Raw genomic sequence first — 17881 nt, forward strand, 5'->3', positions numbered from 1 at the left:
AAGGAATTTTACATGGGCATCCGCATTACGGGTACGGGCTTATTCCATCCGGAACATGTCATCACCAATGAAGAATTAGTTGAAAGTTTAAATGCTTATGTGGAACTGTTTAATCACGAAAATGCTGACAAAATCGCTGCAGGCGAAGTTGAAGCGCGTCGTGGTTCTAGCGCAGACTTTATTGAAAAAGCATCTGGCGTACAACGCCGTTATGTCGTAGAAAAATCAGGCATTCTTGATCCAAAACGCTTACGTCCAAATTTACGTGAACGTGCAGATGATGAAATTTCATTGCAAGCAGAATGGGGTGTAATCGCAGCCAAGCAGGCGATGGAAAATGCCGGTGTGACTGCCGAAGACATTGATATCGTGATCTTGTCATGCTCGAATTTGCAACGTGCTTATCCTGCCGTAGCGATCGAGATTCAAACCGCTCTAGGTATCAAAGGCTATGCCTATGACATGAACGTGGCGTGTTCTGCAGCAACATTTGGTCTGAAACAGGCTTATGATGCGATCAAAGCAGGCGCGCGCCGTGTGTTATTGGTGAATGTGGAAATTACCTCTGCACATACCGATTTCCGTTCACGTGACTGTCACTTTATTTTTGGTGATGTGGCAACCGCTTCAATTATTGAAAATACCGACAGCAAAACCGGTTTTGAAATTCTGGATTCTGAGTTGTTTACCCAGTTCTCGAATAACATCCGCAATAACTTTGGTTTCTTGAATACTTCTGAAAATGCTGACATTGACGACAAACGTTTCCGTCAGGATGGTCGTAAGGTATTTAAAGAAGTCTGTCCACTGGTTGCGAAAATGATTACTGCGCAACTGGAAAAGAATCAGATTGAGCCTACAGGTGTTAAACGCTTCTGGTTACACCAGGCCAATGCCAGCATGAATGAACTGATCCTGAAACTGGTGGTTGGTAAAGAAAATGCCAAACCTGGTCTGGTACCGATCATTCTGAACGAGTTTGCCAACACGTCTTCTGCCGGGGTGATCATTGCCTTGCACCGTACTGCACATGAAGTTGAAGATGGTGAATACGGTGTATTGTGTTCATTTGGTGCCGGTTATTCGGTGGGTTCGATTCTGGTCCAAAAGCGCGTGGCATAGTCCGGAGTAGATAAGGAGCAGACAGCTTGCAGGTCAAACATGATGGGCAATGGATTAGACGCTTAAGTGGCTTATCCAAATTATATTTTACCCCTACCTTTTTAGGGGCTGAATATATTGATGCCAGTCGGCCTGCAATGTATGTCGGTAATCATTCCATGTACGGCATCTTTGATTCGCCGATGCTGATTGATTATCTCTATAACGAACATAAGGTGGCTGTGGTCAGTATTGCGGATCATAGCCATTTTTATGTGCCCTTATGGCGTGAAGCCGTGAAAAAGTTTGGGGCAGTCGATGGCATCCAGCATTATGTACGTGCTGTGATGCAGCAGGGCTACTCGATTCTGGTGTTTCCAGGAGGTGGGCGTGAGGTACTCAAACGTCAGGGTGAACAGTATCAGCTGATCTGGAAGCAACGCTACGGATTTTTAAGACTTGCTCAGGAATTTAACTATGACATTGTCCCTTTTGCTGCGCTTGGTGGGGATGAAGTCTATGAGATTGGCTTTGATGCCAATAAGATCATCCAGCATAAATATTTTCAAAAACTCCTCAAAGTACCACAACTCAATAAATTATTACGTCAGGGCGATGTGATTCCATCTTTGCCTAAACGATTATTCCCAAAACGCCTGCCATTTTATTTTCAGTTTATGCCGCGACAATCGATTGCTCAGGTTCAGACTCAGGAAGAGCTGATTGCATTTCGACACAGCTTGCAGCAACATATTTATACCGGCTTGGCCGAGCTTAAGGCGCTACGTCAGCAAGACTAAAACAGAAAAATTCTTCCTGTAAAATCTAGGCTATGATCTATTGAGATGTTCTATTTTTAGCAATGAGGATGCATGGACTGTTTTATAGTGCAAGTGATGCCATAATGTATTTTTAAGTGTTCACTGATTGGCGATCAAGGACTCAGCATGATCCAATATAAAAATAAGATGATTCTAAGATGACCGAGGTGTACGTATGGAACAGGAAAGCTTGGTAGCATCTTTAAGGTTATTGGCACAACAATGTTTACGGATTTCTCCAGAGCTGAACCAGCTTTATCTTGATCAGATGGCAATAATTGGTCATCTGAATGCACAAAATTTAATAAAAATTCAGCAGGATCAGTGCCGGATTGAATTGCTGGATGGTCTGTTTTATATCCAGTTTCATACTCCCTATGCACTAGACTCTGGAGCTGCACCTGCTTTGGTTGACAGTCATTTTTATTTTCAGCAATGTAAGGCAGAAGCCCTGGAGGAATTCTTTTTACAGGATATCTATTTCCTGACTGGCGATTTAAAACCACAGCATTCGCTGTATTTACGCGACAAAGCCAAACAGTTACGTCAGCTTATCCTAGCTCAGGTTTATGCGTGGGTTAATGGCCTGGAACGGGTGTCCGAATTTTTGCAGCAAATGTCGATTGTTCAAGCTGAGATTATCGACCAGCAGCTGATCAAGGCCGGGTTGTATACAGCACCTGTCATGCAAAACTTTATTCAGGATGAACAAGAGATTCCACAGCAGATTCTTGAAAGCTTGCAACAGGCTTTTTCTTTGGAGTGTCTACAGCAGGATGAATTCCTGTCGATCCAGTCATTGATGGACAGTCTGGATGAGTTCTGTTTTAGCGCCGCACAGTTTTTGCCTCCGGCACTGTTCCGGATTATGTCGCTGTCTTTTGAAGAGCGCTTTAATCTGCATGAATTGAATGATCATACTGATGATATCTGTTTGCTATATCGGCATGCTGAGGAGCAAAGTAATTTGCTCGGTTTTGTCCGATTGATGAACCGGGACGTGTGGCATCGGGATGATTTATTATCCAAACGGAATTTCCTGGAAAATCATCCGTATTTATGGCAGAAAAAAGTAGCCCGATTGCCACTATTTGATTGTCATCGTGCCGTGAACTGGATCTTCAAGCAACCGGCCGAGGTACTGGACTGGATCAGTAATAATATCCAGCATAGCAGTGTACGCGTTGCAGTAACTGCCTTAAGTTTTGTAGACAGCCATCATATTCATCCCCAGATTATTTTGGCGACTTTACAATATTTTCAATATGTCTCGGCGCGATTGTTTATTCATAGCATGCATGAATATGCCATCCAGCATGACTGGTTTCAGCATCAGTATAATCAGGCGGTGGTATTAAAAGGCACACGCCAATCGATTGAGGATCAGCGGATTGCGATTAGCCCTTCAATCCTGTATCTGGACGAATGGATGGAGCTGCTGCGCAATGTGGTTAAAATGGATGATCAGCTGACTAAAAAGGTTTATCTGAACTTGAGCCGGGTGATGCAGGCGTATATGCAGCATTTATATAAAATTACGGCGCATTTACCCGATGAGGTTCTGGTGTATATTCAGCCTCAAAGCCAGCAGAATCGTGATTTCTATAATGTTCTGCACCGCTATCGCATTCCTTTTACTGAGTTCAGGCAGCTGTTTTATTTGCAAAGCGGGCATGTACGTGAGTCGCTATTTGACAGTTATGTGCGTGACTATCTGGTAGAGTATTTTTCCAGCCATACAGAAATACCGAAAAATCTGAGCTGGACCAGTTTGTTTAATCAGGCGGTCGTCTGGCATGATCAGGTTCAAAAGCAGGAAATGATCGCCAAGCTGAAAAAACAGTTCGCACTGGTGAACTGGACACCAATCACTCAGGTTTCATTTTTACTGTATTTTAACTGGCGTTTTGAAGAGCTTAAAACTTTGGATCGGATTTTAGAGGAATCTAAAATTTTCAGGAACTGTCTGGCGGCAAGCTATGCTCAGCAAATTGTGGAAGGGCAGTATGTGGCCTTTCGTATGTCTCATCCTGCCGTACGTTTACCTTTGATCTTGGGATGTCAATTGGTGAATGGACAGGTGATTTTTGATCAGCTGGAATATCCGAATAACCAGAAAGCAGAAGCTGAATACAGTAATATCGCCATGCATTTTATTAACTGGCTCAACTTGCAGGCCTGACAGTTCAATACAGCTTGTTTTCCTCCATGACGCTTAACTTTTCCGCTAAAAATCGTTAGGCTATAGCCGTTCTTTTACGGTATTGCTCTTATGAAACAGGAAACTGCCCTTAAGTTACTCAAAGCAGGAGAAAATGTCTTTTTAACCGGTTCTGCCGGTGCAGGAAAAACCTATACGCTGAATCAATATATTAATTATTTAAAGGCACGTAAGGTCGCCGTCGCGATTACCGCATCGACCGGTATTGCAGCCACACACATGAATGGTATGACTATTCATACCTGGGCAGGCATTGGCATTAAAGACTTTTTGTCTGAAGAAGACTTAAAGCGGATGAAAGAGCGCAAATACTTAAAAGAACATCTGGAAAATGCGCAAGTCCTGATTATTGACGAAATTTCAATGCTGCATGCCAAGCAGCTGAATCTGGTCAATCAGGTATTGAAATATTTCAAGGAAAGTGATGAAGCTTTCGGTGGTATTCAGGTGATTGTAGCAGGGGACTTTTTCCAGTTACCGCCAGTCGGTAAAAATGATGAGCGCAACCGCGACAAATTCTGCTTTATGTCGGATGCCTGGGTCGAAGCCAAGTTTCGCGTTTGCTACCTAACTGAGCAGCATCGTCAGGGCAATGATTATTTGAATGACATTCTGAATGCGATCCGTGCGCAGGCGATTAGCCATGAACACCGCACTGCTTTACAGGCCACGCGACATCAAGAAATCGGCGATACCTATACGCGCCTGTATACGCATAATATGGATGTGGACAGTATTAACTTTAAACATCTGAATGAAATTGACAATGATCCACGCCAGTTTGATGCGCAGTGCGATGGCAATGAAAAGCTGATCGAGACTTTAAAATCGTCAGTGCGAGCGCCTGAAGCCTTAACCTTGAAAAAACATGCCAAAGTCATGTTTGTAAAAAACAACTTTGATATGGGTTATATCAATGGCAGTCTGGGCGAAGTCATCAGTTTTGAAGAGGATGATGAATATGGTGTGCTGCCTAAAGTCAAATTGACCGATGGTACTACATTGGTGGTTGAGCCTGAAACCTGGTCGGTAGACAATGAGGCCGGTAAAACCATTGCCAGTTTCCAGCAGATTCCATTGCGTCTGGCTTGGGCGATTACCATTCATAAATCACAAGGCATGACTTTGGAAGCCGCTGAAATTGATCTGAGTCATACCTTTGAAAAAGGCCAGGGCTATGTCGCCTTGTCCCGTTTAAAAAGCTTAAATGGCTTACGTTTAAAAGGCTTTAATGAACAGGCTTTGGAGCTCGATAGTCTGGCGATTAAAGCCGATCGCCGTTTTCAGGAACTTTCTGATGAAGCCGAAGCGAATTTCGAAAATGTCGATTTGACTGCGCAGCACAAAGCCTTTATCCGACATTGTGGCGGGACTTTGAATGAAGTTGAAATCCAGCGCAATGAGAAGAAAATTGCCAAGAATGCTGGAAAACAAAGCTATGCCACTGCAACGTTAGATGAAACGCGTGAACTGTTTGAAGAAGGCTATGAAATTGCCGATATCGCGACTGAACGTGGTTTGACTCCGGCAACCATCATCAATCATTTGGGACGTTTGCATAAAGAGCAGGGACTGGATATTTCAGTTGCCCATCCGGGTGAAGAGGTCGTGGAGCAGGTGCGCAAGATTTATAAACGCTTGACCAAGCGTCAAAATTCGGAACATTTTAATGATGACGGTTCTATTAAGCTGCGTCCGATTGTGGAATTGACTACGCCTAAAATGGCTTATGACCAGGTGCGTCTAGCACTACTATTTGTAGAGTAATCATCAAAATGATGTTTAAGAGTTCTTAAGATGCACAGTTTATTCGTATACGGCACGCTTCGTCCGCAGCAACCCAATGCCCATGTGATGGAACGGATTGGGGGAAGCTGGAAAGCCGGTTATATTCGTGGGCATTTGCAGCAGCGCGGTTGGGGTGCTGAGCTGGGCAGTCCGGGTATTCAGCTCAGTGATTCGGGAGAAACTGTTACCGGTTATGTATTCATATCCGAGAATCTCCCTAAATATTGGAATGAGCTGGATGTATTTGAAGGCGATGAATATCAACGTATTCCGGTTAAAGTATATTTGGAAAATGGTCAGACGATAGAAAGTTTGGTCTATGCTTTGAAAGATTAGACTGGGGTGTGTCATTTATTGAATTTCAAATTTTTATCAGGTCAGAGCTTCAAAGATCATAACTTTCCTTTGACTTGGTTTCAAAAGATTGAATTAATAAAGTATTCCGTTGATCTGATAGTATCTTCTGAGCAAGCCTGAAGCATTGCTTTAGAGCTTAGCGCAAGATAATCAACGGGTGGTCTGCATATTTCCGGTCATGTGATGTATTTTTGAGAAATTATTGCATACTGGGAATACGCGCTGATGATTTGTACATTTATTGTGTACTAATCAATAACGATAAAATCCCAGCCGCAATTAAAGGACCGACTGGAACACCGCGTAATACTGCTACACCAGCCACTGTGCCTAATAACAGTCCGGCCACCACATCTGGCTGATTTGACATCAGCTTCACTCCACGTCCGCCCAGCCAAGCAACAAAAACCCCAATCGCGATTGCCAGCAAAGACTTCCAGCTCAGGAAAGATTTGAGAATACTTTCTCCTGAAATTTTGCCACTGGCAATCGGTGTCAGAACACCAATGGTCAGAATAATAATGCCGATATTTAAACCATGCGCCTGTACATAAGGCAATAAACTGCTGAGAGGCGTGATTTTCAAAACGATTAACACCGCTGCAGCAATGGTGACGGCGCTATTGTGACTGAAAATACCGCAAGCCAGTAAAACCAAAAGAACAATCAGATTCAGATCAAGTTGCGACATAAGCGGGAGAGAAAGAATGAAAAATAAAGCTATTGTAGAGCTTTTCAACGCATGATACCTAGAAAACAGCGGAAGAAACCAAATTCATGACTGTTTCAGGATAGAATGCACAGGTCTTCACTCGATACAGGTATAAACAGATGCTATTGGAAAAAATGTTGCAGTCACAAGGTTTCGGCTCCCGCAAGCATTGTCAGCAACTGATTAAAAATGGTGCTGTTTCAATTCAAGATGAAGTGGTTGACAATCCTAAATATAACCTGGATTTAAATCATTTAAATTTCGAGGTTTATGGTAAAAGTCATACCTATCGGGAAAAAGTTTATATCGCCTTAAACAAACCACAAGGCTACGAGTGTTCGCATCAGGCGACGCATCATTTTAGTGTGTTTGACCTGTTTGATGACATTTTGCTGAATCGGGGGATTCAGTGTGTAGGCCGTCTGGATCAGGATACCACCGGACTATTATTGCTGACCGATGATGGACAGTTTCTGCAAGCGCTCACCCATCCGAAAAAGCATGTCGCCAAAGTTTATCAGATGCAAACTGCGGATGCCGTCACGGATGAACAGATTCAGCAACTAGAACAAGGTGTTGAATTAAGAAATGAAAAAGGCATTTTTTCAGCTACCGAAGTGACACGATTGGCTGAGAACCGTCTGCAAATGACCATTCATCAAGGTGTTTATCATCAGGTAAAACGCATGCTGGCTGCCGTAGGTAATAAAGTTGAACAGCTACATCGTGCACAGATTGGTGTTTTGGCCTTGCCTGAACTGGCTGAAGGAGAATGGTTGTATTTAAATGCAGAACAGATGGCGCAGGCCAAATTCCGCTCAGAATAATAATTTTTTTATTCGCTTGAAATGTGATTAAAAAGATTAGGACTTATTTTAGGAAACAGTGATAGGTCTGAAATTCATCATCCTTGATAAATCCCATGGATTCGTACAATTTATGCGATTGATAATTATTCTTTTGGGTTTCCAGGGTGATTCTTAAGGCCTGTTCATGTTTGGCAAATAAAATCGCGGTATCAATTAGTTGTTTGGCTGCGCCCTGACGCCGAAAAACCGGGGTGATATAGACATCATCCAGAATATAATAGGTCGAGCAGGCCACTGAAGAAAAACCCAGATACAGGATAATAAAGCCGGTAAAAGTATCATCTTTGGTATTAATGAAAATGACGGTTTGCCCATCTTCAAAACGCTGTTTTAAAAATTGGTAAGAGAGTTCAGGATTGGAAGACGTACCATAAAACTGTCGATATTCATCAAATAATACCGCCAGCTGATTCAGGTCTGCTGACTGGGCGCGTCGTACGAGCATTGCATACTCCATGCTAATTTTTTATTGATTATCAGCATCAAGCATAGCGAAGTTTGGGAGTGGCAGGCTTTAGAAATTGTTCGGAAATGCAACAATGTTAAATTTTGTCGCTTTCACCCAAAATGGCATTCAGTTCTTCAAATAAATCAAGATGATCATCATCCAGCTGAATCTCCTGATCATCGAGTAGATTCAGGGCAGAACTGGAAAGCGCATTTTGCTCGGTTTTCGCTTCATTTTGTTTCAGCTTGCGCAGCCGGATCAGCTGTTCCAGATTGATATTCTGGTTTTCAATCGAGAAGGGGATGGATTTGGTAATCACCACCTGCTTGAAAAAAAGACGCACGGCCTGAGCTGGCGTAATCCCCAATTGCTTAAATACCGCAAAGGCTTGTTTCTTCTCTTGCGAGTCCAAGCGAATTTGATAAACTTCAGTTTTTCTCATAATATTTTTAAAGCTTTAAATTACTTAACTTTTCGCCTTTATTCTAATCAATTACGTTTGAAATTCAATCTTAAAGCGACCGATTTTAGAAAATAATCTGTAATGACAAGAGATTTACAGTGTCAATTCAAGGTGCGAGCTGAAATTCATGCTTTTCTGCGTGATCGGATCGACAAATTGAATATGTTTGGCCAATAAACTTAAAGGTGCTGAAAAATCATCTTCCGCTTTATGCGCTACTTGGGGGTAAAAGGGATCGTGCTGAATCGGAATACCCAGATGATTCAAGTGCACCCGTAATTGGTGCTGTTTGCCAGTATGCGGCTTCAGCTCATATTTGGCCCATTCTGTATTATGTTCCAGCAGATCAATCGCCGTCTCGCTATTCGGCGTTCCGTCTAGCACGTGCATGGTATAAAAAGGCTGTCCCTTTTCCATTCTTAATCGCGTGATCAATGGAAATTTTAAATCAGGTTGATAAGCTGCAATCGCATGATAAGTCTTCTGCACTTGACGTGTAGCAAACATCTGCTGATATAGGCCACGTGATTCCACGCATTTGGAAATCAGGACCACACCTGCCGTTTCACGATCCAGCCGATGAATAGGCGTTAAATGTTCATTACCGGTTTGCTTTTTAAGACGAACCAATAGCGTTTCCTGCACATATTGTCCGGTCGGGCTCATGGTCAAAAAATGCGGTTTATCGACCACCATGAAATGCTCATTTTCAAATAAAATCTGATGTTGAAAAGGAACATGCACTTCATGTGCCAAAAAGCGATAATAGTAACAATGGCTATTGGCCTGAAATGGACTTTCTGAAGTTAATCGATTGCCCTGAGCATCATAGACCAGACCTTCGGCGAAACGGGACTGCCATTCATCTGCTGTGATATGCGCAAATTGCGTGCATAAATAAGCAAAAACTGTCAGAGGTGCATCCGGACTGGCTGGCAAAAACACTTTACTGGCACTGACCCCATTGAGCATAGGCGGGTTAAATTCAACAGTTGGTTGCATGGCAGGCAGATTAACCTCTTAAGGAGCAGATGCTGTGAAAAAATACAGTTTCTCACACAGGTGAATAGGCTTTTAAAGCGTGGCGATGCTATCATATTTATTCTTTTGCATCATGTCGTGAGTAATATGCCTTATTCATTTAGTGTCACTTTAAATCATGAAGACGATACCCAAAAACTGGCCAAGGTTCTGGCGGAGAATTTCCCTGCGGGGGTCGTGTATCTGATTGGTGACCTAGGGGCAGGAAAAACGACCTTAACGCGTTATTATTTGCAACAGTTGGGTCATAAAGGTTCAGTGAAAAGTCCAACTTATACACTGGTCGAACCCTATCAAATTAATGGTCAGGATATTTTTCATTTTGACTTGTATCGTCTGAATGATCCGTATGAACTGGAACTGATGGGCATCCGGGATTACCTGGAAACACCGAGTGCGCTATTTTTATTTGAATGGCCATCTAAAGGTGGTGATGAAATTCCGCAAGCTGACCTGATTATTGAAATTTTAAAATCTGAAGATGAACTGACCCGTACTGCAAGCCTGATTTCATCGAATCTTGCTTTACGAGAGGCTCTGGAGCGTCAATTTTCACATGTCGAATGATTTAAGTCTGCGCCGTATTCGTGCCCTTGATCCTGCACTTGCCAACCAGATTGCCGCAGGTGAGGTGATTGAACGTCCGGCTTCTGTGGTCAAGGAGTTACTGGAAAACTCGATTGATGCGGGGGCGACAGAGCTGATCATTCGGGTCGAACAGGGCGGCAGTACTTTAATTGAAATCATCGACAATGGACGCGGAATTCATCATGAGGATTTACCGCTGGCCGTGATGCGTCATGCCACCAGCAAAATCCAGAGTGCTGATGAGCTGTATGCGATTAGCAGTCTGGGCTTTCGTGGCGAAGCACTGGCGTCGATAGCAGCGGTTTCACGCCTGACCATGATCAGCAGTCAAAGTGACGAGGGCATCGGTTATCAGGTCGAAGTCAATGGCACGGCTTTTGATCATCAGGAAATTCAAGCGGTCGCGGCTTCAAAAGGGACGCATATTCGGGTTCAGGATTTGTTTTTTAATGTGCCTGCACGACGTAAATTCCTGAAAAAACCGGGCACTGAATTTGGTCATATCGAAGAAATTGTGCGCCGTATGGCACTGACGCATTTTGATATCCGTTTTGTGCTGGAACATAATGAAAGCATCAAACTGAATTTACCCGTGGCGGATAGCGGCGCTTTGCGTTTTCAGCGGGTACAGCAATTGCTTGGCCGCCAGTTTACTGAAAATGCCTACTGGATGGATGCAGACAGTATCAACATGCATTTGTCTGGCTGGCTTGGTCATCCTTCGGATGCGCGTTCACAGGCAGATCTGCAATATGTCTATGTAAATGGCCGGATTGTCAAAGACAAAACCATTTCTCATGCCTTGCGGATGGCCTATGACGGCATCTTGCATGGACATCAGCATGCGGCTTATTTACTGTTTTTGGAAGTTGATCCAGAAAATGTGGATGTAAACGTCCATCCGACCAAGCATGAAATTCGCTTCCTGAATCAACGAGAAGTACATGAGTTCGTACGGCATTATGCCAAAGAAACGTTGGCACAATTCCAGACCGCAACTGCAGATTTAGCCGAGGCAATGAAACAGGATGAGCAGCCTGGCTTGACGGCCCCGCAACCGGGTTATCAGGAACAGTTCAGCCTGCATCAGACTGCGCATTCTCAGCCACAGGTGGTGAGAACGACATCTGCCTTAAGTGAAAATGAAACTTCAGATGTGCTGACCGATTTTGCATCTTCAGGTCCACAAACAGTGCATTATTCCCAAGATTACCGTAAATCTTATTCTGGTTCACAGCAGCTGAATAATGCCTTGCAAAGTTATTTAGCACCGCTCAGAGAAAGTTCGGAAACCGAAATATTCAGCCCTGAGCAGTCTTTTCAGACACATGTAAACACTAAAGTGGATGAGCATCCATTGGGCATTGCTATTGCCCAGTTACATGGCATTTATATTCTGGCGCAAAATACCGAAGGTCTGATTATTGTGGATATGCATGCGGCGCATGAGCGTATTGTCTTGCAGCAAATGAAATCGGCTTGGGATAAACCTGAATTCTGGACATCACAGCAATTGCTCATTCCAAAAGTCGTGAATATTAGCCGGATGCAGGCCATGCGTGTCGAAGAGCTGAAAGAGCAGTTGGCACGTTTGGGGCTGGAAATCGATCAGTATGGTGATGAGCAAGTTATCGTACGTGGTGTACCGGCTATTCTACACAAGGCCGATTTCGATGCCCTGATTCCTGAATTATTGAATGATTTAGATCCGGGGGATCAAGCACAAAGCCTATTGCAGAAGCGTGACCAAATTTTGGCGGGAATGGCCTGTCATGGTGCAGTGCGAGCGCATCGTATCCTAAGTTTGTCTGAAATGAATGCTTTATTACGGCAGATGGAACAAACCGAATTTGCCAGTCAATGTAATCATGGTCGTCCGACTTGGCGCGCCTTTCCATTGGCTCAACTAGATAAACTTTTTGCTCGAGGAGAGTAGTTTTACATGTCCAATCAATTGCCGGTCATCAATTTAATGGGGCCAACTGCAAGTGGTAAAACCGCTTTGGCATGTGAACTGTATGAGCAAGGGGGATTTGAGCTGATTTCGGTCGATTCTGCACTGGTTTATCGGGAAATGGACATTGGTACAGCCAAACCTTCTAAAGAGGAACTGGCGCGCTATCCGCATCATCTGATTGATATTATTAGTCCACTTGAAGTGTATTCTGCAGTCAACTTTGTCGAAGATGCTTGCCGCCTGATTGATGATATTCATGTGCGTGGTAAAACCCCGATTCTGGTTGGCGGAACCATGCTGTATTTTAAGGCCTTGCTTGAAGGTTTGTCAGATAACCTACCAAGTGCAGACTATGCTATCCGGGCAGAGATTGAAGCCAAGGGTGAGCAGGAGGGCTGGGAAGCGGTTTATGCAGAATTATGTGCAGTCGATCCGATTGCCGGTGAAAAATTCAAGGTTAGCGACAAGCAGCGCATTATTCGAGCCTTGGAAGTTTTTAAATTGACTGGTGAGCCGATTACAAAACTACAGGCAGAACAACCTAAAAACTTACCATATCGTTACAGTTTCCATAATTATGCACTGATGCCAGATCGGTTAGAATTGCATGGGCGTATTGAACAACGTCTGGAAATTATGTGGAAAAGCGGTTTTTTAAATGAAGTTGTGAATTTAATTGAAAAATACGATTTTAATGAAAATTTACCTTCCATGCGTTCAGTGGGTTATCGTCAGGCTATGGAATTCTTAAAAAATGCTGATAAAACCAAGGAAAAGCAACGGGAAATGGAGGATAAAGCTTTATTTGCGACACGACAACTTGCAAAACGTCAATATACGTGGTTAAGGTCTTTGCAAGAAAAGCATAAATTTACAACATATTTTACGCTACAGCAGGCTCAAGAAGACTTGCGAAACTGTCACGGATAAAGCAAAATTTAGGGACTATCTTTTTTATAATTTTTAATTGAAAAATAGAGATAGTTTTTGCGCTGATTTTTAATTTTTTTGGAGTTATAACATGTCTAAAGGTCAAACTTTACAAGATCCATTCTTGAATTCTCTCCGTAAGGAACGTATCCCAGTATCTATCTTCCTGGTAAACGGTATTAAATTACAAGGTCATATCGAATCTTTTGACCAATACGTGGTTTTATTAAAAAATACAGTAAGCCAAATGGTTTATAAGCATGCAATTTCAACTGTAGTACCTGCACGTAATCCACGTCCTGCTGGCGCGCCTGCTGGTCCACAAGGTGCGGGCTTCGGTGGTCAAGGTGCTGCAGGTGGCTTTGGTGGCGGTCAAGGTGCTGGCGGCTTCGGTGGTCAAGGTGGTTTTGGCGGTCAAGGCGGCGGCTTCGGTGGTCAAGGTGGCTTCGGCGGTCAAGGCGGTGGCTTTGGTGGTCAAGGTGCCGGCTTCGGTGGTCAAGGTGCCGGCTTCGGTGGTCAAGGTGGCTTCGGTGGTCAAGGTGCTGGCTTTGGTGGTCAAGGCACTGGTTTTGACAACGACACTAAATTTGAAGACTCTTCAGACGATGAAAACAATCGTTAATCGAGTTTGAAAATTAAAAAACCTCTCTATATGAGAGGTTTTTTTATATCTGTACGTTTTAAGTTTTTTAAATAAAAAGCCAACGAGATGTCGTTGGCTTTTTAGGATTATGGTAAGGCTTAACGGTTACGTTTAGGATCCAGTTGAGGATCTTTGATTTCTACATAAGCATTATTGCGCGTTTCACGTAACCAGCTATCTAATTCGGCATCAAATTGACGTTCACCAAGCAATTGGCGAGCCATACGTTCCTGATATTCCTGTGTCATATCTTGTTGGCGTGTTTCGCTCACTTGCAGAATATGCCAGCCAAACTGGGATTGAAACGGTTTACTGAACTGACCTACTGGGGTGCTTTTCATCTGCTGTTCAAATTCAGGCACCATCACCCCAGGGCTGACCCAACCAAGACTTCCGCCATCACGAGCCGAGCCAGTATCATTGGAGAACGTTGAAGCTAAAACAGTAAAATCTTCACCTTGTTTCAGGCGATTATACAGACTGTCAATCATCTGCTTGGCATTTTCAGGACTGACCACTTCAGACGGTTGAATCAGAATGTGTCGTGTTAAATATTGAGGAACAAGGGCTTTCTGTTCGCCACCTTTACGTTCCAAGAGCTTCAGAACATGTACACCATCAGCCACAGGAATCAGTTCAGAAGTCTGACCTAGTTGCAGGATGGTCACGCGTGCAGCCAGTTCTGCTGGAATTTCTGACAGATTTCTCACACCCATATCAGCAGCTTCGACTTTAATGCCGCCAGTGCTGTACTTTTTGCTGATCGCCTGAATGTCATTGCTGCTATTTAATTCTTGCTTTACCTTTGTTGCAATTTGTTCAGCATTTTCACCGCTTACCCGTAAATGCAGTACATGGACCTGACTGCCAAGCAAAGCTTGACCTTGCGGGGTATTTAAGAAGTTTTTAACATCTTGATCTGTAATTTGAATACGTGAAGTCACGATTTGTTGACGTAAACGATTCAGTGCTAAATCTTCGGCAATACGGTTACGTAAAGAAGCATAGGTATTCGGTGCCATGGCATCCAGTTTCTGCTGGAATGCTTCCAGACTCGGTGAACCAGAATCACGGGCAACTTTCAGGACGGCTTCATTTAAAGCTTTTTCATCTGGACGAATGTTATAACGTTTAACTTGTTCAAGCTGTGCCTGACGAATAATCAGTTGCTCTAAAGCTTGTTGCTCAAGATATTGTTGTGGTGGAACTGTCTTTTTCTGTTTTTGCAGCTGATGTGAGATTTCGGCTACACCTTGAGCCAGGTCACTACGCAGAATAACACTATTGTCGACTACAGCTACAACTTCATCTTTAGGTTGGGCAACAGCAAAAGTCGTCATCGCTGAAGAAAGGCATAGCGCAAGTGCGGTTGCTTTAAAAATTTGTTTTAACTGTTTTGTCTTCATTAACGTTCTGTCCAAGTTTGATTGATATTGTTAAAACCTAGAATACGATTTTCTAGTAATGAGGTGAGTTTGCTGCTTAACCCACCTAAGCCTTTCAGGCTGACTTCGGCCATAATAGCGCGTTTGGCTTTGACGTTTGAATCATTAACGTCATCTAAGTCATTGTAATATGAGCGACCATAAACAGAAACTCCCCAACAGCATGACTCATAGTTCACGCCAAGTAAATATTCCCGTGCGACACTATTATCCAGGTCAAACTGCGCATGTCCAACCAGACGCCAGTTGTTGGCAATCGGCTGAATAAATGAACCCACGATCTGGTCATAGTTGTCCTGACGGTTCGGAATATCTTTGCGATAGAAATAACCTAAGTTATAAAGATTGCCTTGATCACCGGTATAATAAACCTGCAAATCTCGTTGGGCATTCGATCCATTCGACATCCAGCTTGAGTTCAGATTAACGTGAACATTATTTGACAGCTGGCTGGTCAGTTGAATTACAGGGCCAGTATGACTTTCACGGTCGAATTCATCTGCATCATTTTCCAGCGTTACACGGCGATCTTCAAAGAAAAAGCTCTGTCCAATGCTGGCACGCAGGCGCTCCAGACCTTCTTCATTAAATAGGCTATAGCTCAGACCTAAGGAAGCAAAGTTATTGTCTTCCAGGCGGTCATTGCCATAAAAGCGACGCGCACTGAAAAGTTGATCATAATTAATCGAAGCAACGACTGAATCAAAGTTCGGCTGATTCTGCTGGTTCTCATAAGGTGAATAGGCGTAGAACAGACGAGGCGTTAAGGTCTGTAAATATGTACCTTCTTTTTCAAAAATTAAGCCGGTGTCTAGTGTAAATTGTGGCACCACAATCGAATTGTTTTCACTAGACGCGCTACGGCTTTGGGTTTTTTCATCATAGAAAGTATTGATGTTGCGTACAGTCGCCTGAGGAATGAAGAATGACCACGGGGTAAAATGATTATAACGCACGGAAAAGTCGTTATAGATCCGTGTACCACTTGGCTGATATACCTTCTCACCCGTTGGATCAGTATCGGCGAAATTTCTCAGGTCTTTCTGGAAATAAGCCGTATCGTTATTAAATTCAAGCTGTAATCCCAATGGATTACCAGTTTTGTAATTGACTAAAAGCTGCGGCAAACGTGCATAAGGACGGTCTTCATCCAGTACAGTTGGATCTAAGGTCTGGAAATCTTCGACTTTGAATTGTGCCTTTAAGCCAGGAATACCATTTTTGTAATTGACTTCCCAGGCACGGCGTAAGTTCAGGTCAGTTTTAGAGTTCGGGTTGTTATCCAGATCGGCAAAGTAATCTTTGTCTGAAGCGTAGTTATATTCAAGATTGGTGGAAAGCTGATTATTGATCTGCCAGTTATGTAAGAAATGCAGGCTTTTACGGTCTTCGTCGCTATAGCTTTCATCGGAAGGTAAATAACCTCCCCAAATACGGCCTTCACCATAATTCTCAGTCAGATAACGGAACTCGCCATCCAGCATTACACCACGATCGCCAATATAACGCGGCGTAATTGTCGCATCATATTGTGGTGCTAAATTCAGGTAAACCGGAACACCCAGTTCCAGACCACCATCATTGGTAAAGCCAAATGTCGGCGTCAGAATACCGGTAGTGCGGCGGTCATCAATCGGGAAGTTGAAATAGGGAACTGCCAAGACTGGAACATCTTTAACATAAAGTTTTGTATTCCGGGTTTCACCACGTCCGGTTTCCTGGTTCAGCTTGATCTTTTCTGCCTGGATTTTCCAGGTCGGTTTTTGCTCAGGTGGACAGGTGCTATAGGTGGCATTTTCGAGTTCTACCGTTTCGGTCGAAGTTCTGGCGATCTTTTCTGCCCGGCCATGCGCATGTTGCTGCTCGGCAATATAGAAACTGTTGTTTAGGTCGCCTTCTTGGGTCTTTAAATTATAATTAATATCATCACTTTGCGAGAGCAGGCCACCCTGAGCAAGTTGTACACGACCTTCTGCTTTTGCATAGGTTTGGGTTTGATCAATCGTTACGCGTTCAGCACGAATCTGGCGACCTTGCTGGTCAATAATGACATTGCCTTCTAAATAAGAGTCACCTGCTGGATTGTAGTGACCATAATCTGCAGTAATGGTGGATGTAGCTTGATCTGGCGCAACGGTTGCTGCATCTGGGGCAATCGGGGTCACCCAGGTGCCTTCACAATAAGCTGAACTTAAGTATTTTTCCTGCCGCTGCTGTGCCTCAGCTGAGGATTTGTCGACATAGTATTGCGAAAAGAATGCTTCACCTGGATAGGTCTCATTTATGCGCTGTTTGAGTTGTTCTGCATTTACATCGGACGAGACATTTGATGCAGCATAGCCGGAGGCTGAGCTGCCACATAAAAGGGTTAAGATCGCAGTCGCTAGAGGATTTATTTTAAAGTGATGCTTCATTTGTCTCATTAACCAATCATGCTTTTATCGCAATTAATTATTGTCGCATCATAGAGAAAAAGTTGATAAGTAGCTACACTTAG

16 protein-coding genes are annotated in these 17881 nt (G+C 43.5%); 10 read left to right on the top strand and 6 right to left on the bottom strand.

Annotated elements, in window-relative coordinates:
- Window positions 1-12: 12 nt before the first annotated feature.
- From J7649_RS01880 to J7649_RS01900, 5 genes are all read left to right on the top strand, one after another.
- Entirely contained in the window at window positions 13-1122 is a 1110-nt protein-coding gene (locus J7649_RS01880; protein WP_004278914.1) for a beta-ketoacyl-ACP synthase III, read from the top strand.
- Between the two features lie 26 nt (window positions 1123-1148).
- Window positions 1149-1901, top strand: coding sequence for a 1-acyl-sn-glycerol-3-phosphate acyltransferase (locus J7649_RS01885; protein ID WP_219309077.1), 753 nt, complete (start codon window positions 1149-1151; stop codon window positions 1899-1901).
- 196 nt (window positions 1902-2097) lie between these two features.
- On the top strand, window positions 2098-4104 hold the full coding sequence (locus J7649_RS01890) for a hypothetical protein (protein WP_219309078.1): 2007 nt from the start codon (window positions 2098-2100) through the stop codon (window positions 4102-4104).
- A gap of 90 nt (window positions 4105-4194) precedes the next feature.
- Window positions 4195-5910, top strand: a complete 1716-nt coding sequence (locus J7649_RS01895; protein WP_004278911.1) for an AAA family ATPase — start codon at window positions 4195-4197, stop codon at window positions 5908-5910.
- A 30-nt stretch (window positions 5911-5940) separates the two neighbouring features.
- Complete coding sequence (locus J7649_RS01900) at window positions 5941-6267, top strand: gamma-glutamylcyclotransferase family protein (RefSeq protein ID WP_219309079.1); 327 nt, start codon at window positions 5941-5943, stop codon at window positions 6265-6267.
- Window positions 6268-6526: 259 nt separating this feature from the next.
- Here J7649_RS01900 and J7649_RS01905 read toward each other — a convergent pair whose 3' ends face one another.
- Complete coding sequence (locus J7649_RS01905) at window positions 6527-6979, bottom strand: DUF441 domain-containing protein (protein ID WP_004645490.1); 453 nt, start codon at window positions 6977-6979, stop codon at window positions 6527-6529.
- Between the two features lie 140 nt (window positions 6980-7119).
- Here J7649_RS01905 and J7649_RS01910 point away from each other — a divergent pair, with 140 nt between their 5' ends.
- The gene (locus J7649_RS01910) at window positions 7120-7827 is read left to right on the top strand and encodes a pseudouridine synthase (protein WP_219309080.1); all 708 of its coding nucleotides are present in this window, start codon (window positions 7120-7122) and stop codon (window positions 7825-7827) included.
- Between the two features lie 43 nt (window positions 7828-7870).
- On the opposite strand, the gene J7649_RS01915 is transcribed toward J7649_RS01910, so the two are convergent.
- From J7649_RS01915 to J7649_RS01925, 3 genes are all read right to left on the bottom strand, one after another.
- Window positions 7871-8314, bottom strand: coding sequence for a GNAT family N-acetyltransferase (locus tag J7649_RS01915; protein WP_004278907.1), 444 nt, complete (start codon window positions 8312-8314; stop codon window positions 7871-7873).
- Between the two features lie 97 nt (window positions 8315-8411).
- Complete coding sequence (locus J7649_RS01920; protein ID WP_004645487.1) at window positions 8412-8759, bottom strand: type II toxin-antitoxin system RelB/DinJ family antitoxin; 348 nt, start codon at window positions 8757-8759, stop codon at window positions 8412-8414.
- A 114-nt stretch (window positions 8760-8873) separates the two neighbouring features.
- On the bottom strand, window positions 8874-9782 hold the full coding sequence (locus J7649_RS01925) for a pseudouridine synthase (RefSeq protein ID WP_219309082.1): 909 nt from the start codon (window positions 9780-9782) through the stop codon (window positions 8874-8876).
- 126 nt (window positions 9783-9908) lie between these two features.
- On the opposite strand from J7649_RS01925, the gene tsaE reads away from it, so the two are divergent.
- The 4 genes from tsaE to hfq all read left to right on the top strand — a co-directional run bounded on the left by tsaE (window position 9909) and on the right by hfq (window position 13918).
- Window positions 9909-10388 (top strand): tRNA (adenosine(37)-N6)-threonylcarbamoyltransferase complex ATPase subunit type 1 TsaE, encoded by a 480-nt coding sequence (gene tsaE / locus J7649_RS01930; RefSeq protein ID WP_219310036.1) that lies wholly within the window; start codon window positions 9909-9911, stop codon window positions 10386-10388.
- Window positions 10378-12345, top strand: a complete 1968-nt coding sequence (gene mutL / locus J7649_RS01935) for a DNA mismatch repair endonuclease MutL (protein WP_219309084.1) — start codon at window positions 10378-10380, stop codon at window positions 12343-12345. The genes tsaE and mutL overlap by 11 nt, the downstream gene beginning before the upstream one ends.
- A 6-nt stretch (window positions 12346-12351) precedes the next feature.
- On the top strand, window positions 12352-13296 hold the full coding sequence (miaA, locus tag J7649_RS01940; protein WP_219309086.1) for a tRNA (adenosine(37)-N6)-dimethylallyltransferase MiaA: 945 nt from the start codon (window positions 12352-12354) through the stop codon (window positions 13294-13296).
- Between the two features lie 91 nt (window positions 13297-13387).
- Entirely contained in the window at window positions 13388-13918 is a 531-nt protein-coding gene (gene hfq / locus J7649_RS01945; protein ID WP_148334401.1) for an RNA chaperone Hfq, read from the top strand.
- A gap of 119 nt (window positions 13919-14037) precedes the next feature.
- Here the strand turns inward: hfq and J7649_RS01950 are convergent, their stop codons facing one another.
- Together J7649_RS01950 and J7649_RS01955 are read right to left on the bottom strand one after the other, a co-directional pair.
- Window positions 14038-15345 (bottom strand): peptidylprolyl isomerase, encoded by a 1308-nt coding sequence (locus J7649_RS01950; protein ID WP_219309087.1) that lies wholly within the window; start codon window positions 15343-15345, stop codon window positions 14038-14040.
- Entirely contained in the window at window positions 15345-17798 is a 2454-nt protein-coding gene (locus J7649_RS01955) for an LPS-assembly protein LptD (protein ID WP_219309096.1), read from the bottom strand. The genes J7649_RS01950 and J7649_RS01955 overlap by 1 nt, the downstream gene beginning before the upstream one ends.
- Window positions 17799-17881: the final 83 nt, after the last annotated feature.

It is taken from the genome of Acinetobacter lwoffii, assembly GCF_019343495.1.
GTDB lineage: Bacteria > Pseudomonadota > Gammaproteobacteria > Pseudomonadales > Moraxellaceae > Acinetobacter > Acinetobacter lwoffii_P.